The following is a 24877-nucleotide window of genomic DNA, read 5'->3' on the forward strand; positions in this document are numbered from 1 at the left end:
CATGAACAGCACTACCGTCGGACTGCTGGTCGGTCTGCTCCTCGCGCTCGCCGGAATCATGGGCGGATTCAGCGGATTCGTCTTCGCCGTCCTGCTCGGCGCCGCCGGTATGGCGATCGGAGCACACCGCGACGGACATCTCGATCTCGGCGCGATCCTCCGAAGCCGTGGCCGTGGCTGAGCCGACCACTCCGAACGCGGCAGACGATCCCGGCCTACGAGGTTCACTGGTCATCAAGGACCGGGCGATGGCCAAGATAGCCACTGCCGCAGCGGTGAACGTCCCGGGGGTGGTCCGCCAGTCCGGTGGCTTGACCCGCCTGACCGGGCGCGACCTTCCGCGAGCCGACATCTCGATGGGCAGCGACGCCGTGGCCATCAATCTGTTCCTCGCTGTGTCCTGGCCATGTTCGGTCACCGAACTGACCGGTCGCGTGCGGGCAGAAGTCGGACGCAGCGTCGAGTCGCTGACCGGCCTGCCCCTCCACGACATGAACGTCATGATCGCGGCAACCGAGGGTTCTGACGAATCCTGTGTTTCCGGCGTCGAAATCGCGGAAGGCCCCGCACAGGAGGCACTCTCGGATCCGATTCCACCCCGAGTTCCCTCCGCGAACCCCGCCGCCGCGGTGTCAGCCGTCGTCATCGCGTGCGGTCTACTCGCACTCGCTTTCGTGGTCTCGCGCGAATGGTTCATCAACCGCGGAACCTTCGATTCGGCGCCCTGGATCCGAAACTCCGTGGAGTGGACGTCGCGTCTGCACTGGCAACCGTGGCTGCTTCCGGTGGCCATCGCTGCCGTCGTCGCGGGCGTTGTCCTGATCATGTCCGCCCTCAAACGCCGGGCGAAAACCCATGTGCCGTTGGGTAACCCGAGCGCATCGACGGTATGGATGCGGCCGACGGACATTGCACGTCTGTGCAGTAGCCACGCAGCGGTCGTTCCCGGCGTCGACTCGGCCCACACCAGCGTCGACCGCAAACACATCAAGGTCCACATCGAATCCACCGGCGGCGATCGAACCGAACTTGCCGCGGCCGTCGACGCGGCAGTTCGGCCTCATCTCGCGATACTCCAGCAGCCACTGCACCTTTCGATAGTCGTGAGAGAAGCGCCAGTACGACGAAAGGACGCCTCGTGAACCGTTGGATCTCCGCGGTCGATCGGACCATCGTCCTCATCGTCGGAATCGCACTCCTCGCGGCGGGCGCATACGCCATCGCGTGGGACGCGGGTGCCTCACTGATCAGGACCTGGGTGTCACGACTCGATCGTGAGGTCCTCTTCGGTCTTCCGGAGGAGCCTTGGTGGCACTGGGTGCTGTCGGGCACCTTTGTCCTCTGCGTCTTCGCCGGTTTCGGGCTGTTGTACCTGAACCTTCGTCGACGCCGAACGAGCGCAGTCACATTGCGGCACAACGAGTCCGGCACAGACGTCAGCGTGGATCTGGGACCGGTCGCCGACGGCGTAGCGGCAGAACTCGCCCAACTGAGCGGCGTGCGCAGCACCAGAAGCAAAGCGACGATCGATCGCGGACTGCCAACGCTGTCGATTGTCGTCACCGCAGACCCGGCGATCGATGTCGTCGGCTTCACCACTTCGGCCGAACACATCGCCCGTGCAACCAGGCGAAGCCTCGACGGCTCACCTGTCGCGGTACAGGTTCTGTTGCATCTCGACCGGGTAGAAGCCTCCAAGTAGAAGCACCCCGAACAACCGATCGCAGACCACCTGGCCATAGACACAGAAAAGGCGCTCACTCCCCGAAGGGAATGAGCGCCTTTCCTAGTGCTGCGAATCAGCTAGCGAGACAAGAGTCTCACTTGATGATCTTGGCAACCTTGCCGGCGCCGACCGTACGGCCGCCTTCGCGAATTGCGAAGCGCAGGCCCTCGTCCATGGCGACAGGCTGGATGAGCTTGACGGACATCTCGGTGTTGTCACCGGGCATGACCATCTCGGTGCCCTCAGGCAGCGTCACGACGCCCGTAACGTCCGTGGTACGGAAGTAGAACTGCGGGCGGTAGTTGTTGAAGAACGGGGTGTGGCGGCCGCCCTCGTCCTTCGACAGGATGTATGCCTGGCCCTCGAACTCCGTGTGGGGAGTCGTGGTGCCCGGCTTGACGACAACCTGTCCACGCTCGACATCTTCGCGCTTGATGCCACGAACGAGCAGTCCGACGTTGTCGCCGGCCTGGCCCGAGTCGAGCAGCTTGCGGAACATCTCGATACCCGTGACGGTGGTCTTGGTGGAGGTCTCCTTGATGCCGACGATCTCCACCTCCTCGTTCACGTTGACCGAGCCACGCTCGATACGACCGGTGACAACCGTGCCACGGCCGGTGATCGTGAAGACATCCTCGACGGGCATGAGGAAGGGCTTGTCCGTCTCGCGGACCGGGTCCGGGATGGACTCGTCGACTGCAGCCATCAGGTCGAGGATGGACTGCGTCCACTTCGGGTCACCCTCGAGTGCCTTGAGTGCCGAGATCGGAATGACGGGGGCTTCCTCGTCGAATTCCTGAGCGGCCAGCAGTTCGCGGACCTCCATCTCGACGAGCTCGAGGATCTCGTCATCGTCAACCATGTCGGCCTTGTTCAGGGCGACGAGGATGTAAGGAACGCCAACCTGGCGAGCGAGCAGGACATGCTCGCGCGTCTGGGGCATCGGGCCGTCGGTAGCTGCGACGACGAGGATAGCGCCGTCCATCTGAGCTGCGCCGGTGATCATGTTCTTGATGTAGTCGGCGTGACCCGGTGCATCGACGTGCGCGTAGTGGCGCTTTTCCGTCTGGTACTCAACATGCGAGATGTTGATCGTGATGCCACGAGCCTTTTCCTCGGGAGCCTTGTCGATCTGATCGAAGGCCGAAGCCTCGTTCAGGTCGGGGAATGCATCCGCGAGAACCTTGGTGATGGCCGCCGTCGTCGTGGTCTTGCCGTGGTCGACGTGACCAATGGTGCCGATGTTCACGTGCGGCTTCGTCCGCTCGAACTTCGCCTTCGCCACTTTGTGTCCTCCTGGACTGTTGTTGCTTGCCGTATGCAGCAGTGCGGTTGGTTGTTACTTGGTCGTGCTTCGTGCCGGAAGCAACCGAGGTCACTTGCCGGCGCGGGCTGGGGAGCTCGCTGTGCTTACTCGCCCGTCGCCTTGGCGATGATTTCCTTCGAGACGTTCGCGGGAACCTCTGCGTAGGAATCGAACACCATGGAGAAGTTCGCACGGCCCTGGGTCTTCGACCGCAGGTCACCGATGTAACCGAACATCTCCGAGAGCGGAACCAGCGCCTTCACGACACGGGCACCACTGCGTTCCTCCATGGCCTGGATCTGGCCACGGCGGGAGTTGAGGTCGCCGATCACGTCGCCCATGTACTCCTCGGGCGTTGTGACCTCGACAGCCATGAGCGGCTCGAGAATGACGGGGCCGGCCTTGCGGGCGGCTTCCTTCAGTGCCTGCGAACCGGCAACCTTGAACGCCATTTCCGAGGAGTCGACGTCGTGGTAAGCACCATCGAGCAGCGACAGCTTCAGGTTCACGAGCGGGTAGCCGGCGAGAACACCGTACTGCATCGCGTCCTGCGCGCCGGCATCCACGGAGGGAATGTACTCGCGCGGGATACGTCCGCCGGAGACTTTGTTCTCGAACTCGTAGGTAGCACCGTCTTCGCCCACGAAAGGCTCCAGAGCGATGATGACCTTTGCGAACTGGCCCGAGCCACCCGTCTGCTTCTTGTGGGTGTAGTCGTGCTTCTCGACCTTCTTGGTGATGGTCTCGCGGTACGCAACCTGCGGCTTACCGACGTTCGCCTCGACCTTGAACTCGCGACGCATGCGGTCGACGAGGATGTCGAGGTGGAGCTCGCCCATACCGCCGATGACGGTCTGACCGGTCTCTTCGTCGAGTTCGACCGAGAAGGTCGGATCCTCTTCGGCCAGCTTCTGGATCGCGACGCCCAGCTTTTCCTGGTCGGACTTGGTCTTGGGCTCGATGGAGACCTGGATGACCGGCGCGGGGAACGACATCGACTCGAGGACGATGGGGCTCGCCTGATCGCACAAGGTGTCACCGGTGGTGGTGTCCTTGAGGCCGATCATTGCGTAGATGTGGCCGGCTACGGCCTCGTCTACCGGGTTCTCCTTGTTGGCGTGCATCTGGAAGAGCTTTCCGATGCGCTCCTTCTTGCCCTTGGTTGCGTTGAGCACCTGAGCGCCCGGATCGATACGACCCGAGTACACGCGGACGAAGGTCAGCTTGCCGAAGAACGGGTGAGCAGCGATCTTGAAGGCGAGAGCCGAGAACGGCTCTTCCTTGCTCGGCTTGCGAGTGATCTCTACTTCTTCGTCACCGAGCTTGTGGCCGACGACCTCGCCGATGTCCAGCGGGTTCGGCAGGTAATCGATGACTGCGTCGAGCATGGGCTGAACGCCCTTGTTCTTGAACGCGGAGCCACAGATGACCGGGTACAGCTCGGAAGCGACCGTCATCTTGCGGATGGCGCCCTTGATTTCCTCGACCGTGAGCTCTTCGCCGCCGAAGTACTTCTCCATGAGAGCTTCGTCGGACTCGGCAACGGTTTCGAGCAGCTTCTCGCGGTACTCTGCAGCCTTCTCGACGAGGTCCGCGGGGATCTCTTCGATGGTCGGCAGTGCACCGGTCGGAACTACGCCGCGCCAGGTGATGGCACGCATCTCGACCAGGTCGACGACGCCGTCGAAGTCGTCCTCAGCGCCGATGGGCAGCTGGAGAACGAGCGGCTTCGCGCCGAGACGGTCGATGATGGTCTGGACTGTGAAGTAGAAGTCCGCGCCCATCTTGTCCATCTTGTTGACGAAGCAGATGCGCGGAACGTCGTACTTGGCAGCCTGACGCCAAACCTGCTCGGACTGCGGCTCGACACCTTCCTTACCGTCGAAGACAGCAACTGCGCCGTCGAGCACGCGCAGCGACCGCTCCACCTCGACCGTGAAGTCGACGTGGCCGGGGGTGTCGATGATGTTGATCTGGTTGTTGTTCCAGAAGCAAGTCACGGCGGCAGACGTGATCGTGATGCCGCGTTCCTTCTCCTGCTCCATCCAGTCCGTCGTCGACGCACCGTCGTGCGTCTCACCGATCTTGTAATTGACACCGGTGTAGAACAGGATGCGCTCGGTGGTGGTGGTCTTGCCGGCATCGATGTGCGCCATGATGCCGATGTTGCGGACCTTGTTCAGGTCAGTCAGCACTTCCTGTGCCACAGGTTTCTTCCCCGCTCGTTGCTTGGTTTTCGGGTGTCGGCCGTATCCGGTGTGTTCCACCGTCAAGGCCATGGTCTTTCAATTATGTCTCTGCCGAGGCGAACCTGGCCACCTGCGTCCGGAAACCGGCGAGATGATCAGGTCGCCAACGGCGACAAGCGTCGGAGCCCCACCCGATGGCAGTTGCTCCGACGCTTTACATCACCAGCGGTAGTGGGCGAATGCCTTGTTGGCTTCGGCCATCTTGTGAGTGTCTTCGCGACGCTTCACAGCTGCACCGAGGCCATTGCTGGCATCGAGGAGCTCGTTGGCGAGACGCTCGACCATGGTCTTCTCACGACGTGCACGCGAGAAGGTGACCAGCCAGCGCAGTGCCAGCGTGGTGGAACGACCGGGACGAACCTCGACCGGCACCTGGTAGGTAGCGCCACCGACGCGGCGGCTACGAACCTCGAGTGCAGGCTTGACGTTGTCCAGGGCGCGCTTGAGAGTGACGACCGGATCGGTGCCGGTCTTCTCGCGTGCCTGCTCGAGAGCCTGGTACACGATTCGCTCTGCGGTGGACTTCTTGCCGTCCAGCAGGATCTTGTTGACGAGCTGCGTCACCAACGGGGAACCGTAAACCGGGTCGTTGATGAGCGGGCGCTTCGGAGCGGGGCCCTTACGTGGCATTAGCTCTTCTCCTTCTTGGCGCCGTAGCGGCTGCGTGCCTGCTTGCGACCCTTGACACCCTGGGTGTCCAGGGAGCCGCGGATGATCTTGTAACGGACACCCGGGAGGTCCTTCACACGACCGCCACGGACGAGCACCATGGAGTGCTCCTGAAGGTTGTGACCTTCACCGGGGATGTACGCGGTGACCTCGACCGAAGTCGTGAGGCGAACACGTGCGACCTTACGGAGCGCGGAGTTCGGCTTCTTGGGGGTGGTGGTGTACACGCGAGTGCACACGCCACGACGCTGCGGGCTGCCCTTGAGGGCTGCCGTCTTGACCTTGGCGGTCTTGTCGCGGCGACCCTTGCGGACCAGCTGGTTGATGGTTGGCATTTACCGGCTTTCTTGTGACGAACAGACTGCTCGAGCGAACTCGGGCCGTTCGAAAACGTGGCTGTTCTGAAATTAGGGATCTAGCAGTTGGAGCAAGAGAGCTGCTGCTCCTCACCCACCTCAGAGTCTGTACTCAGCACTTTCATGCCGCGCACTGCCCCCGAGGTCGGGCGTGTCGCATACCCCCACACAGGCAGCCGGATGCTCGTTCATCAGCAGTTTCTGCTCGAACGCGCGCACGGCAATACCTAGCTAGGCACACAGATCGGCCCGGGCATGCCGGACACGACCCATAACGATACCTGTCGGCGCGCCACGAGGTCAAAGCGAGGCCACGGTGATAGTGACCTCACGCTCTGACCAGACACTCTGGCTGCAAACTCAGACCACGCAGCCGGACCGGTCACGATCAGATGCTGCGGTTCAACGTCAACGCGCCGAGCTTTGCCGCAGCCTCGCAGGGGTCCGCGCCGCCCTGCGGCTCGGTGACCCACCACCCGAACACTCCCCCGGCCGGTGCGCTCGCGCTCACGCCGCAACTCTGCGGATCGGCCGGCTGGCGAACCTCGTAACCGCCACTGCCGTTGATGTCGATTTTCGCCACCACGTATCCCAGATGTTCGAAAGCAGCGCGCTCGTGATCGAGGGTGCCCGTCTCGAACCAGTTGAAGGTGATCTTGATCGGACCCGCGGCCCCGATGCCGTCCCAACGGCAGATGGCGCCGAAGAACCCACGCCCGACGGCGTCGGCACCCACGGCACCGGCGATCTGCTCGTCGGTGACGGCCTCGCATTCTTGGAGGACGTTCGCGAATTCCTGGCTGTCACTACCGCCGTAGCTGCCCTCCGCACGGGGAGTCCCGGTGACCACGGAGCCGCACCCCGTGAGTAGAACCAGCGACCCAGCCAGGGCGAGCCCGATCCGTACGCGCTTCACGGCGCCCTCGAACTTCACTGTGCCCTCGAAACTGTTTTTTCCATCAGATCCCGCGCCACCGTGCATGGATCCGCGGTCGGTGGCAGCAAGCCGTAGGTGATCGACCAGTGCACGAAGTCTCCGCCGAACGCGATACCCAACTCGCACAACGAACCTGCCGTGGACGCGATGAAGCCTTGATGACCGCCGATCGTGATGTCGTCGGCAGGACGTCCGAGCAGGTCGGACCCGGCCCGTTCGCGGCCGATCGGGCTCCCGCGGTACCAGGAGAAACTGACGCTCGGACCGCTCGAACCAGCGACCTCCCACTGGCAACCGACACCGTTGCGCGTCGTCGTCGCAAAAGTGCCGAGGTTGAAGGCATTGACAACTTCTTCGTCGGTCACCGAGCCGCATTCGGCGAACATCGGACCGGGATCGGTGGGTGCGAGTGCCTGCGAACCCGCGCCGTCGCCCGGCTGATCGACGGCCCCGTCGTCGGAGCTGCAGCCGACCACCGCCGAAAGCACGGCAGCCGAGACCAATACCGAAGTCCCGATCGAAGTGAGGGTGCGTGCGGCCATGGAGCCGACTGTACTTCTCGGTGGCCCCCGACACACGCCACGTACGCACCTCGCTCATCGGTCGCCGCCACGCCGCTACCGATTCAGGGAGTTGGGACCGGTACCCGAACCAGCGTGGAATCCAATTGCGCCGCCCATTGTTTGACCACCTCGGTGCGTCGACGCGAGTCGTCGGTCAAGACGTCTGCCAGCCCCAGCCCGCGGGCCAGGTCCAGGGTCGCCTGTACCAAACGGTGCGTCACCGGATCGGAGTCGTCGACGCCCAGACTCTCGACGGCCATGCGGTGCGCGATGCGCCCGAACCGTTCCTCGAGGGGCAACACGCGGGCCCGCAGGTCGGGGTCGGAGGCAGCGGCCGTCCACACCTGCAGTGCTGCTTTGAACAGAGTCCCGGTGTAGTACTCGACCAACCGCGAAATGACCGCCTCGGTTCGTCCGGCACCCACCGGAAGGTCGGTCGATTCCTTTCGTGCCTGATCCATCCTGGCGTCGAACATCACCTCGAGCGCCGCGGTGATGAGGTCCTCGCGGGTCGGGAAGTGATGCTGCATCGCACCGCGGGACACCCCGGCACGCTGGGCGACGACGCTCATCGTCGTTGCGCTCCATCCGAGTTCGGCGAGACACTCCACAGTCACTTCGAGCAGGTGGGAGCGCGTGACTCGACTTCGGTCCTGCTTGGGTTCTCGAGTCATCGCGCCGCCATCCTTTCTACCGCTGTGTTCCAGTGCGCAGTTCTACTGCGCCCAGGCTGCTGGACGCTTCTGCAAGAAAGACATCATGCCCTCACGAGCCTCGTCAGAGGAAAACAGCCGGGCCGACTGCGCGATCATCTCCTCGCCGTCACGGTCGAATCCGGCCAGGACCGAACGCGTCGTGATCCACTTCGATTCGGCAAGTCCCTGCGGTGAACATTGGCGCAAGGTGCCGAGCAGTTCGGTGATCGACTCCCCCGTGTCCTGCGACGCGGCGGTGACGAGTCCGATGGATTCGGCCTCGTGCTGGCCGAACTTCTCTCCGGTGAGCAGGTATCGGCTCGCAGATCGCTGGTCGAGCCTCGGTAGGACCGTGAGCGAAATGATGGACGCTGCCAAACCCAACCGTGATTCCGTCACCGCGAAGGTGCTCGCCGGTCCGGCGACGACAATGTCGCACGCCCCGACAAGACCCATACCCCCGGCCCGGACGTGACCGTCGATGCGCCCGATCACCGGCTTGGGAAGCTCGAGAATGCTGCGCAAGAGCGTCAGCATTCCCCGCCCTCGTTCTTTGACGGCCTCTTCCGGTGACGCGGACGATCCGGAAGCCTCGCTGAGATCGGCTCCCGCACAGAATGTTCCACCGGTGTGGGTGAGCACCACCGCTCGAACTGCCGGATCGGCGGCCGCTGACGTCAACCCGGCCTGTAATTCCGTGACCAACCGCGTCGAAATCGCGTTGCGGTTGTGGGGTGAGTCGAGAGTGATCGTGGCAGCACCGCCCGATACTTCGTACCGTACGTATGGCTTGTCCTGATCCGTCATGAATCTCCTCTTCAATAGGACCGTTTAGTACGACCGCGGCAGACCGAGAGAGTGCTGCGAGACGAAGTTGAGGATCATCTCGCGGCTCACCGGCGCGACACGGGCGATACGGGCCGCACCGAGCATGGCGGCCAACCCGTATTCCTTCGTCAGGCCTGCGCCGCCGTGCGTCTGGATCGCCTGATCGAGCGCCTTGATGCTGGCTTCGGCGGCGGCGTACTTTGCCATGTTCGCGGCTTCGGCAGCACCGAAATCGTCGCCGCTGTCGTAGAGTACCGCGGCCTTCTGCATCATCAGCTTGGCGAGCTCGAGTTCGATCTTCACCTGCGCGAGTGGATGCGAAATACCTTGGTGCGCACCGATCGGCGTCTTCCACACCGTGCGCTCGTTGGCGAACTTCACCGCAGCGTTCAGGGCGTAACGGCCCATGCCGATGGCCATCGACGCACCCAGGATGCGCTCGGGGTTGAGGCCGGCGAACAACTGCATCAGGGCGGCATCGGCTTCGCCGACCAGAGCGTCGGCCGGCAGACGGACGTCGTCGAGGAACAAGATGAACTGGTGGTCCGGCTCGATGATGTCCATCTCCATCTGCGTCTTCACGAATCCGGGAGAATCCGTGGGGACGATGAACAGAGCGGGCTTGAGCTTGCCGGTCTTGGAGTCCTCGGTGCGCGCGACGATGAGGACCGCGTCAGCCTGATCGACACCCGAGATGTAGATCTTGTTGCCGCTCAGGATCCAGTCGTCGCCATCCCTGCGTGCCGTCGTGGTGATCTGATGAGAGTTGGAACCGGCGTCGGCCTCGGTGATTCCGAACGCCATGATCTTGGAGCCGTCGGCGAGGCTGGGTAGCCACTGCTGCTTCTGCTCCGCCGTGCCGTACTTGCCGATGATGGTGCCGCAGATGGCCGGGGATACGACAACCAGGAGCAGACCGGCACCCTGCGCCGCCAATTCCTCCTGCACCAGCGCGAGTTCGTAGATACCGGCACCGCCGCCGCCGTATTCCTCCGGCAGGTTGACGCCCAGGAATCCGAGTTTGCCCGCCTCGTTCCACAATTCGGTGAGCGCCTCACCCTTGCGCGCCTTGGGCAGCACGTAGTCGACGTAGTTGAAGCGCTCACCCAGTTTGGAAACGGATGCCCGCAGTTCCTTCTGCTCTTCGGTTTCGATGAAACTCATCATGCTTCCTCTTCTGTAGCGGGTTCTTCCACACGTGCGAGTACCGATCCGACTTCGACCTGCTGGCCGACGGCGACCGGAAGTTCTACCAGGACACCGGAAGTCGGCGCGGTGACGGTGTGTTCCATCTTCATGGCCTCTAGCCACAGAATCGGCTGGCCGGCAGTGACGGTGTCACCGAGTGCGGCGCCGAGGCGGATAACCGATCCCGGCATCGGAGCGAGCAACGAACCGGCGGCGACTTCCGCCGACGGATCCACGAAGCGCGGTGCTGCGGTCAACGCGACGGGCCCCAGCGAGGAGTCGACAAAAATCTCACTCCCGTATGCCGCCACGTCGAACGAACGCCGTACTCCGCTTTGCTCGAGCACGACCCGTGCAGCAGTTGCCGATACCAGGCTCACGTCGTCGAAGCCTTCTGCGTTCAACACGCCGCTTCGGCTCAGGGAGTAGCGGACGTCGTAGTCGCCCGACGCAGTGGAGTAGCTCTTGCTCTGCGGCTGCGACGGCAGGTTGCGCCACCCGCTGGGCAAGCGGCCGATGACGCGCGCCGACGCCCGGTTGTGCGCGGCATCGGCAAGTGCCGCCGCCAGCGCCGAAAGCCTTTCGGCGTCGGTGTCGGCCAGAGGCGTTGACAACTTCTCGAGGTCATGGGTCTCGAAGAACGCCGTATCGGTGTCCCCGGCAATGAAGGCGGGGTGAGCCAGGACATTGACGAGCAGATCGCGGTTGGTGCGCAGGCCGTGAATCCTGGTGCGCGCCAGCGTCGACGCGAGCAGCCGGGCAGCTGCGGTCCGCGTCGGCGCGTACGAGATGATCTTGGCCAACATCGGGTCGTAGTGGACGCCGACAACACTGCCGTCGACGACGCCGGAGTCGAGGCGAACGCCCTGCTCACGCAGAACACTGAATTCTTGTGGGTCACCGGGCAACTCGATGTGGTGAACGGTTCCGCTCTGCGGTTGCCAGTTTTTGGCGGGGTCCTCGGCGTACAGGCGCACCTCGATGGAATGTCCGCGAATCTCCGGCTGCTCGTCCGGAAGCGCTTCACCTGAAGCGACCTGCAATTGCAGTTCCACCAGATCGAGTCCGGTCGTGCACTCGGTGACGGGATGCTCTACCTGCAGGCGAGTGTTCATTTCCAGGAAGAAGAAGTCGCCTTTTTCGTCTGCCAGGAATTCAACGGTTCCTGCTCCTTCGTAACCGATGGCGTTGGCTGCGAGCCGCGAGGCGTCGAAGAGCTTGTCGCGCATGGCGGGGATGCGCTGCACGAGCGGCGACGGTGCCTCTTCGACCACCTTCTGATGCCGCCGCTGGATCGAGCACTCGCGCTCCCCCACCGCCCACACCCCACCGTGGCGGTCGGCCATGACCTGGACCTCGATGTGCCGACCGGTCTCGAGGTAGCGCTCGCAGAAGACAGTCGGGTCGCCGAAGGCGGACTGCGCCTCACGCCGCGCCGCTTCCAGTTCGCCTTCCAGCGCCGACAATTCACGAACGACACGCATTCCGCGTCCGCCGCCGCCCGCCGACGCCTTGATCAGCACTGGCAGATGAGCGTCGGTCACCGCAGCGGGATCGAGTTCGGACAGCACCGGAACTCCGGCCGCGTCCATGATCTTCTTGGACTCGACCTTCGATCCCATGAGCTCGATGGATTCGACGGGCGGACCGATCCATGTCAGTCCGGCATCGATGACGCTGCGCGCGAACTCCGCGTTCTCGGAGAGGAATCCGTAGCCGGGGTGAATCGCGTCGGCGCCCGAAGCCTTGGCGGCGGCGATGATGAGCTCGCCCCGCAGGTAGGTCTCGGCAGGCGTGTTACCCGGCAGGCGAACCGAGGCGTCGGCTTCGGCGACGTGCGGGCTGTCGGCATCCGCGTCGGAAAAGACCGCGACCGTCCCGATTCCGTTCTTGCGGCATGTTGCAAAGACACGGCGGGCGATTTCGCCACGATTGGCGACCAGTACTGAAGTGATTGTCACGGCGTGCCTCACATACGGAAGACGCCGAAGTTCTCGGTGCCTTCGATCGGGGCGGTGGCAATGGCCGACAGGCACATTCCCACCACGGTGCGGGTGTCTCGGGGATCGATGACGCCGTCGTCGTACAGACGCCCGGACAGGAACATCGGAAGTGACTCGGCCTCGATCTGGTTCTCGATCATCGCGCGCATGCCGGCATCAGCCTGCTCGTCGAAAACCTGGCCGCGGGCCTCGGCAGCAGCGCGTCCCACGATGGAGATGACGCCGGCGAGCTGCGCACCGCCCATGACGGCGGACTTGGAACTGGGCCAGGCAAAGAGGAATCGCGGATCGAATGCCCGTCCGCACATGCCGTAGTGACCGGCGCCGTACGACGCTCCGAGCAGGATCGAGATGTGCGGAACCCTGGAGTTGGCTACCGCATTGATCATCATCGATCCGTGCTTGATCATGCCGCCCTCCTCGTATTCCTTACCCACCATGTAGCCGGTGGTGTTGTGCAGGAACAGCAACGGCGTGTTGGAGCGGTTGGCAAGCTGGATGAACTGCGTTGCCTTCTGGGACTCTTCGCTGAAGAGCACTCCACGTGCGTTGGCCAGGATGCCGATCGGGTAACCGTTGAGTTCGGCCCAGCCGGTCACGAGGGAGGAACCGTAGAGCGGCTTGAACTCGTCGAAGTCGGAACCGTCGACGATACGGGCGATGACCTCACGCGGATCGAACGGAATCTTCAGGTCGGCCGGAACGATGCCGAGCAACTCTTCCGGATCCTCGAGCGGTTCGATGATCTCCGCGCGAGGCGCCGGCCCCTTCTTGGTCCAGTTGAGTCGCTTGACGATCGAGCGACCGATGCGGATCGCGTCCTGCTCGTCGGCTGCGAAGTAGTCGGCCAACCCGGACTTGCGAGCGTGCATTTCGGCGCCGCCGAGTGCCTCGTCGTCGGATTCCTCACCGGTGGCCATCTTGACCAGCGGCGGGCCTGCGAGGAACACCTTGGAGCGTTCCTTGATCATCACGACGTGGTCGGACATGCCCGGGATGTACGCGCCGCCGGCAGTCGAGTTACCGAAGACCAGTGCAATGGTGGGGATTCCGGCTGCGGAAAGCTGTGTGAGGTCACGGAACATACGCCCGCCCGGGATGAACACCTCTTTCTGCGTCGGCAAGTCTGCGCCACCGGACTCTACGAGGGAGATCACCGGGAGGCGGTTCTGCATGGCGATGTCGTTGGCGCGGAATCCCTTACGCAGCGTCCACGGATTGCTGGTGCCGCCGCGCACGGTGGGATCGTTGGCGACGATCAGGCATTCGACACCTTCGACGACGCCGATACCGACCACGGTGCTGGCGCCGACCGGGAAGTCACTCCCCCACGCAGCGAGGGGACACAGTTCGAGGAACGGTGAATCCTGATCGAGCAGGAGTTCGATCCGCTCGCGTGCCAGGAGCTTTCCCCGCTTGTGGTGCCGCTCGGTGTACTTCTCGCCGCCACCGGCAAGCGCCTTGGCGTGCTCGACCTCGATCTCGGCGAGCTTGGTGTTCATGGTCGATGTTGCGGTCTGATACACCTCGGAATTGGTGTCCAGTGTTGACCGGATGACACTCATGACTGATACCCCAATCGCTTGGCCGCGAGGCCGGTGAGGATTTCGGTGGTTCCGCCACCGATTCCCAGAATTCGCATGTCCCGGTACTGCCTCTCCACTTCACTTTCCTGCATGTATCCGAGGCCGCCGAACAGCTGAACGGCTTGGTTCGCAACCCATTCGCCCGTCTCGACTGCCGTGTTCTTCGCGAAGCACACCTCGGCGATCAGGTCGCCGTCACCGGCCATGTACCGCTCGATCACCGAGTGGGTGTACACCTTGGCGACGTCGATCTTGCGGGCCATCTCGGTGACGGTGTTCTGCACGGCCTGCCGACTGATGAGGGGCCGACCGAAAGTTTCGCGGGCGCGGCACCATTCGAGGGTCAGCTCCAGGCAACGTTCTGCACTGGCATACGCCTGCGCGGCGAGCGCGACACGTTCGGAAACAAATGCCTGGGCGATCTGCGCGAAGCCGCTGTTCTCTGCGCCGACCAGATTCTCCACCGGAACCCGGGCATCGACAAAGGACAGTTCCGCGGTATCGGATGCGCGCCAGCCCATCTTCTCGAGTTTGCGCGAGACGGTGAATCCCGGTGTGCCCTTCTCGATCACGAGCAGTGAGACACCACCCGCGCCGGGACCACCGGTGCGCACCGCTGTGACGACGAAGTCGGCTCGAACGCCGGAGGTGATGAACGTCTTGGCGCCGTTCACGACGTAATGATCGCCGTCGCGCTTGGCTGTGGTTGTCAGGTGCCCGACGTCGCTGCCTCCGCCGGGCTCGGTGATGGCGAGCGAGCCGATCTTGTCGCCGCGCAGGGTCGGCTTGACCCACTTCTCGATCTGCGCCTCGTCGCCGGCCGCGATCAGGTGCGGCACCGCGATGCCGCAGGTGAAGAGCGATGCGAACAGCCCGCCCGACGCACCTGCCTGATGCATCTCCTCACAGATCACGATGGAGTCGACGGCGTCGCCGCCCTCACCGCCGGCCGATTCGGGTGCACTGGCCCCGAGGAGACCGAGAGCGCCTGCCTTGCGGTGCAATTCGCGCGGAATCTCGCCGTCGCGCTCCCACTGCGTCAGATGCGGCAGAATCTCCTGGTTCACGAATCCGCGTACGGTCTCGCGAAGCGCAAGCCTTTCCGGTGTGGTCCACACGGTCACCGTGAATCCTCTTTCTCGTCAGTTACGGGGAGTAGCGAAATCGGGATGTCGATGTGGCGCGAACGCAGCCATTCACCAATTCCCTTGGCCTGCGGATCGAACCGTGCCTGTGAGGCAACACCCTGGCCGAGGATTCCCTCGATCACGAAGTTGACGGCACGAAGGTGCGGAAGCTGGTAGCGAGTGACGTTCAGGTCTGCTGCTTCCGGTAGCAGTTCCTTGAGCATTTCGACGGTCAGTGTGTGCGCCAACCACTTCCACTGATCGTCCGTGCGAACCCAGACGCCGACGTTGGCATTTCCACCCTTGTCGCCACTACGGGCACCGGCGATCGTGCCGAGTGGTACCGAAAGCGAAGACTGTGGCGGCAACGGCTCCGGACGCTCAGGTTCGTCGACGGCTTCGAGGTCCTGCGTCAGCGTCGACGGAGCGATGTCCACGCGAGTGCCGTCGGGCAGTACGGCCATGTGAGGCACCGATCCGGCGTCGACGTAGCCGGGGGTGAACACTCCGTACGGTTGTCCGTTGCTCGGCGGCGCGGTCAGCGAGAAGCCTGGGTAACTGGCGAGTGCCATTTCCACCGCAACCGCAGAGAAGGGACGACCGATCACCTTGGGATCGGAATCGCGAACCACGCAGCGCAGCAACGCACTCGCGGTTTCCTCGGTGTCGGAATCCGGGTGATCCGTGCGAGCGAGAGTCCAGACCAGTTCGGCGGGCTTCTTCGTCAGCCAGGATTCGAGTTGAGTCTTCGCCAGATCCGCTTTGGCCTCGATGTCGAGACCGGTGAGGATGAACGTGGCCTCGTTGCGGAACCCGGCCAGCGTGTTGAGTGAGACCTTGTACTGCGGCGGCGGGGCCTCGCCCGTGACTCCGCTGATCAGCACCCGATCCGGGCCTTCCTGGGTGAGCACCGCGTTGTCGATGCGGGTGGTCACGTCCGGGCCTGCGTAGCGTCCACCCGTGATCTCGTACAGCAGCTGCGCCGTCACGGTGCCGACGCTCACCTCGCCGTCCGTTCCGGCATGCTTGGTGATGACCGAAGATCCGTCCGCGTTGATCTCGGCGATCGGGAATCCAGGACGGCCCAGATTCGGAATCTCGGTGAAGAACGCGTAGTTGCCGCCGGTGGCCTGGGTTCCGCACTCGATGACGTGGCCCGCCGCGACAGCACCGGCCAGCTGATCGAAATCATCTCGCTTCCAACCGAAATGGTGAGCGACGGGACCGACGATCACCGAAGCGTCGGTGACACGTCCGGTGACCACGACATCGGCGTCGGCTGACAATGCTTCGACGATGCCCCAGGCGCCGAGGTACGCGTTGGCCGTCAGCGGGGAGCCGAGTCCGAGTTCGTCTGCCCGAGAGACCAGATCGTCGCCCTCGACGTGGGCGATCTTCGCGTTCAACCCCAGCCTGGTGTTGACCTCGCGCAGCGCGTCGGCCAGTCCAGCCGGGTTGAGACCGCCGGCATTCGCGACGATCTTCACGCCCTTGTCGAGCGCAAGTCCGAGGGTGTCTTCCACCTGTCGCAGGAACGTCTTCGCGTAGCCGAGCGACGGGTCCTTCATCCGGTCCCGTCCGAGGATCAACATCGTCAGTTCGGCCAGGTAGTCGCCGGTCAGGTAGTCGAGGTCGCCGCCCTCGAGCATCTCGCGCATCGCCGAGACGCGGTCGCCGTAGAAACCGGAGCAGTTACCGATCCGTACCGAACTCATTTATCCACCTTCGCTTCTCGTGCGGCTCGTCCCTCGCCGCTGGGTCCGGCAAATGCCTGCGCGAACCCCAGCCACTCGTCTGCGTCGGCGCCAACGGCGACCAGATCGAGATCGGCGCGATTGGCACGCTGGGTGACCAGCAGGCAGAAGTCCAACGCCGGCCCGGTCACCTTCTGCGGTGCATCTTCCGGCCCCCAGGTCCAGAGCGAACCGTCCGGCGCCGTCAACTCAACCCGGAAATCGTCGGCGGGCGGCGTCTTCTCGTTGACCGAGTACGCGAAGTTTCGCGTCCGCACACCCAGGTGAGCGATGTTCTTGATGCGCGCCGTCGGGGCTCGTTCGACGCCGAGTGCGTCGGCAACGTCCTGCCCGTGCGCCCACGTCTCCATCAGTCGCGCGGTAGCCATGGAGACACCGCCCATGGGCGGGCCATACCAAGGAAACTTGGTACCGGACGGGGCGGCGGTGAGAGCCTCGACGAGAGCGGTGCGCCCCGCTCGCCAATCGGCGAGCAACTCCGCCGGCGGGCGGGCCGCCTGCTCGGCAGCACCGTCGTCGACAAATCCCGCCGGATTCACGAACGCCGCCTTCAACTGCTCCGCAAACCCGTCCGGGTCGGTGATCGCCAGGATCGCAGCACTGTCCGTCCAGTGCAGGTGCCCGATCTGATGCGCGACGCTCCACCCTTCCGCCGGCGTCATTGTCGCCCACTTCTCCTCGGGCAGATCCGCAACCAGGGCGTCGAGGCTCTCGCCTTCGGCCCGCAAGTCATCGATGAACGTCTGAAGTTCGGCCATGCGACCAGCATCACACCCGGGTCCATAAAAATCAAGCACGAATGATTGTTATTGAGAAATCTTGTGGTGAGAGACTGAGCTCAACTGCCATCGACTACCAGGAGCACCCATGAGCGACGCCGTACTGATCTCGCGAACCGGCGATGTGGTCACGTGGACCCTCAATCGCCCGGACACCCGCAACGCGATCTCCGAGATCGACATGATCGAGGCCCTCGAAGACGCGGTCACCGCAGTCAACCGAGATCAGAGTGTGCGAGCGGTCATCCTCACGGGGGCCGGGTCGGCTTTCTCCTCCGGCGGCAACGTCAAACACATGCGAGACAAGGAAGGCATGTTCGGTGGTGCTCCCGGCGAGATCCGCCAGGGCTACCGGCACGGCATCCAGCGCATTCCGCTCGCGCTGTACACATGTGAGGTGCCGACCATCGCAGCCGTCAACGGCCCGGCCATCGGAGCGGGCTGCGACCTCTCCCTCATGTGTGACCTCCGCATCGCCTCGACCGCCGCAGTCTTCGCCGAGAGCTTCGTCAAGGTGGGACTCATCCCCGGCGACGGCGGAGCCTGGCTGCTCCCCCGCGCGATCGGCAACGCCCGCGCCGCCGAGATGGCGTTCACCGGCGAACCCATCGATGCTGCGAAGGCACTCGACTGGGGTCTGGTCTCGCAGATCACCGAACCCGAGGAATTGCTTTCCGCAGCGCACGCTTTGGCAGCTCGAGTAGCCGCCAATCCCCCGCAGGTACTCCGCATGACCAAGAAACTCCTCCGCGAAGGCCAGCACCAGAGCCTCGAGAGCCTGCTCGAACTCTCGGCCGCCATGCAGTCGATCGCCCACCACACCCGAGATCACCACGAAGCCGTCGCCGCGATGCTCGAGCGTCGAAGTCCCGAGTTCACCGGAGAATGAAGGCGGGCAGTCAGCTACTGCCGGTCGGCGCGGTCCTCACCTCGATACTGTCGCTCCAGTTCGGAGCGGCATTCGCGACGACATTGTTCTCGCAGATCGGGCCCGCCGGAGCCACGACGCTGCGGCTGACGATCGCTGCGATCATCCTCGGCGTCATCGTCCGTCCGCGATGGAGCAGGTGGTCGAACCGGCAACGCAAAGGCATCTTCGCGCTGGGCATCGCCCTCGCCGTGATGAACGGCGCCTTCTACCTCGCCCTCGACACGGTGCCCATCGGCACCGCCGTCACCATCGAGTTCCTCGGACCGCTCACCCTGGCCGCAGTTCTGTCTCGTCGGTGGGCCGACGGAGCGTGGGTACTGCTCGCCTTCGGCGGAGTGTTGCTGCTCGGGTTAGGCGATCACGGCGAATCCGGATTGGACCCGATCGGGGTGATGTTCGCGTTGATCGCCGCGACTGCGTGGGCCGGCTACATCGTGGCCGGTTCCCACCTGGCCGCGACGCTCCCGAGCGCCGACGGGTTGGCAGGCGCAAGCATCGTCGCAGCCGTATTGACGCTCCCCTTCGGCGTTGTCTCGGGCGGAAGCGAACTGCTGGATCCGAAGATGCTCGCCGCAGGCGCCGCCGTCGCCATCCTCTCGTCCGTCATCCCGTACAGCTTGGAAATGTGGGCGCTGCGCTCCTTGGCCAAGAAGGTCTTCGCGGTCCTCATCGCGCTCGAACCGGCAGCGGCCGCACTGGCCGGAGTCCTCGTGATCGGGCAAACGCTCGACGCTTTCACACTCGTCGCCATCGGACTGGTGGTGACCGCGGGTGTCGGGACGGTAGTCATGAATCGAAAGTCCACACCGAAATAGTCCAGGTACCGTCAGAGCACGTCATTCCAACGCACAGGAGAACCATGACCAACCCGATCATCGCCACCGTTCTCGGTAACACCCCGCAGATCGACGAAAGTGCATTCATCGCACCCAACGCCACCGTTGTCGGCGCTGTGACCATCGCTGCGGGAGCCAGCATCTGGTACGGCGCGGTTATCCGCGGCGACGCCGAATCGATCTCCATCGGCGCTGACACCAACATTCAGGACAACTGCACCGTGCACGCCGACCCGACGTTCCCCGCAGTGCTGGGCGAGCGAATCTCGGTCGGCCACAACGCAGTGCTGCACGGGTGCACCGTCGAAGACGACGTTCTCGTCGGTATGGGTGCCGTGGTGCTCAACGGCGCACACATCGGTTCGGGATCACTGATTGCAGCCGGTGCGGTCGTGTCTCAGGGGATGCAAATTCCGCCTGGATCACTGGTCGCCGGCGTGCCCGCCAAGGTCAAACGTGAACTCTCCGAAGGCGAAAAGGCCGGTATCACCGCCAACGGCGCCGGCTACATCATGCTCGCGAAGGCTCACCAGGACATCGAACAGGCCTGATCGAGACGATGCTCGCGGCTGGCAGCAGCAACAGCAGCGACTAGCCTCGGGGCCGCAACGTACTGTTCGGCAACTCGGGTGCCGGGAGCGCCGGGCCGTCGTATCCCGGCACGACGCCGAAACGCTGGTCCGGGACGCTGCCGTCGAATCCGGAGGCCAGCTCGGCCTGCCACTTGCGTCGATACTCGACGATCTCTTCGTGGGTACGACCCATGAAGTTCCACCACATGATGACCTGCTCGCCCAACGGTTTCCCGCCGAGCAGTAGCAGTCGAGCCGGTTCGGATCCCGGATTGCGCAAAGTCAGTTTTCCGAAACCTGGTGCTTGATAACCCAACTCGGCCCAGCCGACGGTGGTACCACGCAGAACAACCGATCCTTGATCGACGATCACGCCGTGCTCATGTGAACGATCGACATCGAGGGCGATCTCGGCCCCAGGATCGAGAATCACCTCGGCACCGAGTAATTCGGTGAAGGTAGACACCGGAGACGTTTCACCGGCGAGCGAGCCGAGGAACACACTGAGCGTGACACCATCGGTGGTCACCGGCTCCGGTCGATAGTGAACGAACGCGGGTGCGGTATCGCGCGCCGCATCCGGCAGCGCCACCCACAACTGCATCCCGTGCAGAACCTTCGTATTCGGCGTCGACACCTCGGAGTGCGCGATCCCACTCCCGGCCGTCATCAAATTCAGTTCACCCGGCCGCACCATCGCATGGGAACCGATGCTGTCACGGTGCTCGATCTCTCCGGTGAACAGCCAACTCACCGTTTGCAATCCGGTATGCGGATGCGGCGGCACATGCATGCCCGGTCCTGAGCCGACGTCATCCGGACCGTAATGATCGGCAAAACACCATGCCCCGATCAGCGAACGCTCGCGTTGCGGAAGGGTGCGACGCACTCGCATCGCCCGCGGGCCACCGAGCGGTACGTCGCGCGGGGTGAGAATCTGAATCTCGCTCTCCGCCGGATGGCCTTCGCATTCCTGCTCGACGGGCTGCGCTTCGAGGTTGCTCATATCGTCCATCCTGCCTCTAGTCATGACTGCGCGAGACGCAGACGCGTGCACAATTCGGCCAACAGTCGAAGTTCATCCGCGTCCAGGGCCGGTCCGACGTGGCGACGAATGCTCGCCGCATGACGGCGACCCACTGATTTCTGCAGCGCTGCACCCGCTTCGGTGAGTTGCACGATCGTCCCGCGGCGATCCTGTGGATCAACACTTCTCGATACCAGACCTTCACCCTCCAACCGTTCTACCAGGCGGCTGAGTGACGGCTGGCTCAACAGGATCTCGCGATTCAGGTCATGCAGGCGAAGTGAACTACTCGGTGTGAGGCTCAATGTGAACAGCACGTCGTACTCTCGCATCGACACCTGATCCCAGACGTCGTCGGCAGCCAACCGCCGCAGCACCGACACCTGGGCGCGAAACAAGGCTTCCCAGGCGTCGGTGGCGAGTTCGGTGGTGCTGACCGGAACCTCAGGCGGTTGCTCGTCAGGCAGTGACACTGCTTGCCTCACGAGCCGCCTTCATCGACGCGTGAGTGGGCGGGTTGTCCGGCACATGTGCGGGCCGCCTGGCCGCGAACTCACGGCGCAGAACCGGAACAACTTCCTCACCGAGCAGATCGAGCTGCTCGAGCACCGTCTTGAGCGGCAGCCCGGCGTGATCCATCAGGAACAGCTGGCGCTGGTAGTCGCCGAAGAAATCGGCAAACGCCAACGTCTTCTCGATGACCTGCTCAGGGGAACCGACGGTCAGCGGCGTCTGCTCGGTAAACTCTTCGAGTGAGGGCCCGTGGCCGTACACCGGAGCATTGTCGAAATACGGACGGAATTCCTTGACCGCGTCCTGACTGTTCTTGCGCATGAAGACCTGACCACCGAGACCGACAATCGCCTGATCCGCGGAGCCGTGGCCGTAATGCTCGTAACGCTGGCGGTAGAGATCGATCAGCTCGATGTAGTGCTCTTTCGGCCAGAAGATGTTGTTCGCGAAGAATCCGTCGCCGTGATACGCCGCGATCTCCGCGATCTCGGGGCTGCGGATCGAACCGTGCCACACGAACGGCGCGACGCCGTCCAGCGGGCGCGGGGTGGACGTGAATCCCTGCAGCGGTGTGCGGTACTCCCCTTGCCAGTTCACGACCTCCTCGTCCCAGAGCCGGCGAAGAAGTTGATAGTTCTCGAGCGCCAACGGGATACCGGCGCGAATGTCCTTGCCGAACCACGGGTACACCGGCGCGGTGTTTCCGCGTCCCATCATCAGATCGACACGCCCCTCAGCGAGGTGTTGAAGCATCGCGTAGTCCTCGGCGATCTTCACCGGGTCGTTGGTGGTGATCAGCGTCGTGGACGTGGAGAGCGTGATCTTCTCGGTCTGGGCCGCGATGTATCCGAGCATCGTGGTCGGAGATGACGGCACGAACGGCTTGTTGTGGTGCTCGCCGGTCGCGAAGACGTCGAGACCGACTTCCTCGGCGTGCTTGGCGATGGTCGTCATGGCCTTGATGCGCTCGTGCTCTGTCGGGGTCTTACCCGTCGTGGGATCAGTGGTGACGTCACCGACCGTGAAGATTCCGAACTGCATGGTTGCTCCTCCGCGAACTAGATCCATGCGTTTGCATGTAACTGATCAAACATTCAACCATCCAGCTGTATTCCACGGCAAAAAGATGAGGGCGGCACACAAGATGTGTGCCGCCCTCATCTGGACAAACGATCTACCGAAAAGCGGTCAGTGCATAACGATCGGCGTTGCCGTCTCGCCCTCGGCCACCGGCCTGGTGGTCTTGCTCCGCGGCAGGAAGAACGCCGGGATGAGGGTCAGGACGATCAGCACAGTGGCAACGAGGAAGGTGTTGCCGAAAGCGTCCGACGCCGCACTGAGAATCGAATTCGCAGCAGACTCCTGCGGACTTCCCGGCTCGGTCGGAATGTGCGACGCCGCACCGACCATCGTCGTATCGAGGCCACGATCGAGAAGCTGGTTGGTCAAGACCACCGACATCACGGCGGTACCGATCGAACCTGCGGTCTGCTGAACGATGTTCATCAGAGTGGAGCCGCGAGCGATCTGCTCGTTGGAGAGCGTCACGATAGCTGCGGTCATCAGCGGCATCATGGTGCAACCCATACCGAGGCCCATGACGAACAAGGCGCCCATCAGCAGCCACGTCGGGGAATCCGAGGCAACCTGTGTGAACACACCCAAACCGATGAGAATCAGCGGCAAACCGGTCAGGACGATCTTGCCCGGGCCGATCTTGTCGACCAGTCGACCAGCGATCGGCATGGTGACCATAGCGCCCAGACCCTGTGGAGCCATCAACAATCCGGCCGCGAGCGTGGTGTGCCCGCCGACCTGAATGAAGTAGCTCGGGAACAGCAACCCGGCGCCCATGAACGCGACGATGAACAGCGACGTCGTGATGACGGCGGTGGTCAACTGACGGTTCTTGAACAGGTGCAGGTCGATCAGCGGGTGATCCTTGTTGAGCGCGTGGAACACGAAGGCGATGATCAGTGCCAGACCGATACCGGCCGACACCAGAACCCGAGCGGACGCAACGGTTCCCACCTCAGGGATGGACGACACACCGAACAGGAACAGCGCCAGGCCGGGCGACAGCAGGATCATGCCGAGGAAGTCGAAGGACTCCGAAGGCTTTGCCTTGTCGGACGGCAGAATGATGAACGCAGCAGCCAGAGCGATGATGCCGATCGGCAAGTTGATCAGGAAGATCCAGTGCCAGCTCGCGGCCTCGATCAGCCAACCACCGAGAATCGGGCCGCCGATAGGACCGAGCAGCATCGGGATACCGAGAACTGCCATGACACGACCGACACGGTCCGGACCGGCGGCCCGGGTCATGATCGTCATACCGAGCGGCATCAACATGCCGCCGCCGAGACCCTGGAGCACGCGGAAGCCGATGAGCGAGGTGATGTCCCACGCCATCGCACAAGCGACCGAACCGAGCACGAACAGCACCAGGGCCGTCATGTACAGGCGCTTGGTGCCGAAACGGTCGGCAGCCCAACCGGTAACCGGAATGACCGTCGCCAAGGCGAGCGTGTAGGCCGTCATCGTCCACGCGACGGTGGCGTACGAAGTTTCGAAGTCCTCGGCAAAAGTGGTGAGCGCGACGCTCACCACGGTTACGTCGAGAATCGACATGATGGCGCCGAGCACCACCACGGAAGCGATCTTGAGGACCGCCCCGTCAAGTTTGTCGGACGCCGGTGCCGGCGCGTTCGGCGATGTCATCGCGAAGTCTCCTGGTTAAGTGCTCGCAGATAGTCACCCGCGAGAATGGGCTTGAGAGCCTCGAACAAACGAATCCGCTCTGGCTCAGGAACACGCGACGCGAATTCGCGAAGCTGGCCGCGCTTGCACTCGATGTGGTTGGTCGTCACCTTACGACCGGCCTCCGACAAGGAAACCCGCTTGACGCGTCGGTCCCGCTCGTCTTCACGGCGATCGACCAGACCCATGTTCACGAGCTGATCGATGTTCCGCCCCGTAGCTGCCACCGAGAGCCGAAGCTCGTCGGCAACCTCGTTGATCGGGATCGCCGCATCACGTTGTGCAAGTACGAACAGCACACGCACCTGAGAGAACGAGAGATCCAGTTCGATCAACGCATCGATCGACTCCGAATCACCGGCGCTCATCAGGCGAGTGAACAACTCGTCGAGTGCTCCATACAGGTCATCAGAATCGGAAGCGATCACCTGGCAAATGGTAGTGCGGTTGCAACTATTGCCCAAATGAAAAC

The 24877-nt window shown here is 63.4% G+C and carries 25 protein-coding genes; 6 read left to right on the forward strand and 19 right to left on the reverse strand.

The window, feature by feature from the left end:
• Position 1: 1 nt before the first annotated feature.
• The 3 genes from B0E55_RS14660 to B0E55_RS14670 are packed head-to-tail and all read left to right on the forward strand — an operon-like array spanning position 2 to position 1702.
• Positions 2-181: a hypothetical protein gene (locus tag B0E55_RS14660; protein WP_003942043.1), complete on the forward strand. Its 180-nt coding sequence runs from the start codon at positions 2-4 to the stop codon at positions 179-181.
• Positions 168-1142, forward strand: coding sequence for a DUF6286 domain-containing Asp23/Gls24 family envelope stress response protein (locus B0E55_RS14665; protein WP_080909959.1), 975 nt, complete (start codon positions 168-170; stop codon positions 1140-1142). The genes B0E55_RS14660 and B0E55_RS14665 overlap by 14 nt, the downstream gene beginning before the upstream one ends.
• On the forward strand, positions 1139-1702 hold the full coding sequence (locus B0E55_RS14670; protein ID WP_069146250.1) for a hypothetical protein: 564 nt from the start codon (positions 1139-1141) through the stop codon (positions 1700-1702). The genes B0E55_RS14665 and B0E55_RS14670 overlap by 4 nt, the downstream gene beginning before the upstream one ends.
• A 118-nt stretch (positions 1703-1820) precedes the next feature.
• Here the strand turns inward: B0E55_RS14670 and tuf are convergent, their stop codons facing one another.
• The 14 genes from tuf to B0E55_RS14740 form a co-directional block, all read right to left on the reverse strand.
• On the reverse strand, positions 1821-3011 hold the full coding sequence (gene tuf, locus B0E55_RS14675) for an elongation factor Tu (RefSeq protein ID WP_019744283.1): 1191 nt from the start codon (positions 3009-3011) through the stop codon (positions 1821-1823).
• A 125-nt stretch (positions 3012-3136) separates the two neighbouring features.
• Positions 3137-5239: an elongation factor G gene (gene fusA / locus B0E55_RS14680; protein ID WP_003942073.1), complete on the reverse strand. Its 2103-nt coding sequence runs from the start codon at positions 5237-5239 to the stop codon at positions 3137-3139.
• Between the two features lie 201 nt (positions 5240-5440).
• Positions 5441-5911, reverse strand: a complete 471-nt coding sequence (gene rpsG / locus B0E55_RS14685) for a 30S ribosomal protein S7 (protein ID WP_003941856.1) — start codon at positions 5909-5911, stop codon at positions 5441-5443.
• Positions 5911-6285: a 30S ribosomal protein S12 gene (gene rpsL / locus B0E55_RS14690; protein WP_003941908.1), complete on the reverse strand. Its 375-nt coding sequence runs from the start codon at positions 6283-6285 to the stop codon at positions 5911-5913. The genes rpsG and rpsL overlap by 1 nt, the downstream gene beginning before the upstream one ends.
• A 409-nt stretch (positions 6286-6694) precedes the next feature.
• Positions 6695-7240, reverse strand: coding sequence for a DUF3558 domain-containing protein (locus tag B0E55_RS14695; RefSeq protein ID WP_019744285.1), 546 nt, complete (start codon positions 7238-7240; stop codon positions 6695-6697).
• Positions 7237-7785 (reverse strand): DUF3558 domain-containing protein, encoded by a 549-nt coding sequence (locus B0E55_RS14700; protein WP_021334054.1) that lies wholly within the window; start codon positions 7783-7785, stop codon positions 7237-7239. The genes B0E55_RS14695 and B0E55_RS14700 overlap by 4 nt, the downstream gene beginning before the upstream one ends.
• Before the next feature lie 83 nt (positions 7786-7868).
• On the reverse strand, positions 7869-8480 hold the full coding sequence (locus B0E55_RS14705) for a TetR/AcrR family transcriptional regulator (RefSeq protein ID WP_019744287.1): 612 nt from the start codon (positions 8478-8480) through the stop codon (positions 7869-7871).
• Between the two features lie 42 nt (positions 8481-8522).
• Positions 8523-9308, reverse strand: a complete 786-nt coding sequence (locus B0E55_RS14710) for an enoyl-CoA hydratase family protein (protein WP_020906835.1) — start codon at positions 9306-9308, stop codon at positions 8523-8525.
• Positions 9309-9332: 24 nt separating this feature from the next.
• On the reverse strand, positions 9333-10493 hold the full coding sequence (locus tag B0E55_RS14715) for an acyl-CoA dehydrogenase family protein (RefSeq protein ID WP_080910024.1): 1161 nt from the start codon (positions 10491-10493) through the stop codon (positions 9333-9335).
• Positions 10493-12478, reverse strand: a complete 1986-nt coding sequence (locus tag B0E55_RS14720; RefSeq protein ID WP_080910025.1) for an ATP-binding protein — start codon at positions 12476-12478, stop codon at positions 10493-10495. The genes B0E55_RS14715 and B0E55_RS14720 overlap by 1 nt, the downstream gene beginning before the upstream one ends.
• A gap of 8 nt (positions 12479-12486) precedes the next feature.
• Entirely contained in the window at positions 12487-14085 is a 1599-nt protein-coding gene (locus tag B0E55_RS14725) for an acyl-CoA carboxylase subunit beta (protein ID WP_080909960.1), read from the reverse strand.
• On the reverse strand, positions 14082-15230 hold the full coding sequence (locus tag B0E55_RS14730; RefSeq protein ID WP_007728404.1) for an acyl-CoA dehydrogenase family protein: 1149 nt from the start codon (positions 15228-15230) through the stop codon (positions 14082-14084). The genes B0E55_RS14725 and B0E55_RS14730 overlap by 4 nt, the downstream gene beginning before the upstream one ends.
• Entirely contained in the window at positions 15227-16948 is a 1722-nt protein-coding gene (locus B0E55_RS14735) for an acyclic terpene utilization AtuA family protein (protein WP_080909961.1), read from the reverse strand. The genes B0E55_RS14730 and B0E55_RS14735 overlap by 4 nt, the downstream gene beginning before the upstream one ends.
• The gene (locus tag B0E55_RS14740) at positions 16945-17745 is read right to left on the reverse strand and encodes a TIGR03084 family metal-binding protein (protein ID WP_020968976.1); all 801 of its coding nucleotides are present in this window, start codon (positions 17743-17745) and stop codon (positions 16945-16947) included. Before B0E55_RS14740 ends, B0E55_RS14735 begins: the two co-directional genes overlap by 4 nt.
• Positions 17746-17854: 109 nt before the next feature.
• Here B0E55_RS14740 and B0E55_RS14745 point away from each other — a divergent pair, with 109 nt between their 5' ends.
• The 3 genes from B0E55_RS14745 to B0E55_RS14755 are packed head-to-tail and all read left to right on the forward strand — an operon-like array spanning position 17855 to position 20084.
• A complete protein-coding gene (locus B0E55_RS14745) occupies positions 17855-18655 on the forward strand; it encodes a crotonase/enoyl-CoA hydratase family protein (protein ID WP_020906831.1) in 801 nt (266 codons plus the stop codon).
• A complete protein-coding gene (locus tag B0E55_RS14750; RefSeq protein ID WP_020906830.1) occupies positions 18652-19512 on the forward strand; it encodes an EamA family transporter in 861 nt (286 codons plus the stop codon). Before B0E55_RS14745 ends, B0E55_RS14750 begins: the two co-directional genes overlap by 4 nt.
• A 44-nt stretch (positions 19513-19556) precedes the next feature.
• Positions 19557-20084 carry a gamma carbonic anhydrase family protein gene (locus B0E55_RS14755; RefSeq protein ID WP_003941993.1) on the forward strand — a complete coding sequence of 176 codons (528 nt, stop codon included), beginning with the start codon at positions 19557-19559 and terminating at the stop codon, positions 20082-20084.
• 40 nt (positions 20085-20124) lie between these two features.
• Here the strand turns inward: B0E55_RS14755 and B0E55_RS14760 are convergent, their stop codons facing one another.
• The 5 genes from B0E55_RS14760 to B0E55_RS14780 form a co-directional block, all read right to left on the reverse strand.
• Entirely contained in the window at positions 20125-21111 is a 987-nt protein-coding gene (locus tag B0E55_RS14760; RefSeq protein ID WP_070385008.1) for a pirin family protein, read from the reverse strand.
• A gap of 20 nt (positions 21112-21131) precedes the next feature.
• The gene (locus B0E55_RS14765; protein ID WP_069146244.1) at positions 21132-21605 is read right to left on the reverse strand and encodes a MarR family winged helix-turn-helix transcriptional regulator; all 474 of its coding nucleotides are present in this window, start codon (positions 21603-21605) and stop codon (positions 21132-21134) included.
• Positions 21592-22686: an LLM class flavin-dependent oxidoreductase gene (locus B0E55_RS14770; protein ID WP_080910026.1), complete on the reverse strand. Its 1095-nt coding sequence runs from the start codon at positions 22684-22686 to the stop codon at positions 21592-21594. The genes B0E55_RS14765 and B0E55_RS14770 overlap by 14 nt, the downstream gene beginning before the upstream one ends.
• Positions 22687-22833: 147 nt before the next feature.
• Positions 22834-24366 carry a DHA2 family efflux MFS transporter permease subunit gene (locus tag B0E55_RS14775; protein WP_003942006.1) on the reverse strand — a complete coding sequence of 511 codons (1533 nt, stop codon included), beginning with the start codon at positions 24364-24366 and terminating at the stop codon, positions 22834-22836.
• The gene (locus B0E55_RS14780; protein WP_003941890.1) at positions 24363-24833 is read right to left on the reverse strand and encodes a MarR family winged helix-turn-helix transcriptional regulator; all 471 of its coding nucleotides are present in this window, start codon (positions 24831-24833) and stop codon (positions 24363-24365) included. The genes B0E55_RS14775 and B0E55_RS14780 overlap by 4 nt, the downstream gene beginning before the upstream one ends.
• Positions 24834-24877 lie beyond the last annotated feature (44 nt).

The organism is Rhodococcus sp. 66b, from assembly GCF_002076325.1.
Lineage (GTDB): Bacteria > Actinomycetota > Actinomycetes > Mycobacteriales > Mycobacteriaceae > Rhodococcus_F > Rhodococcus_F erythropolis.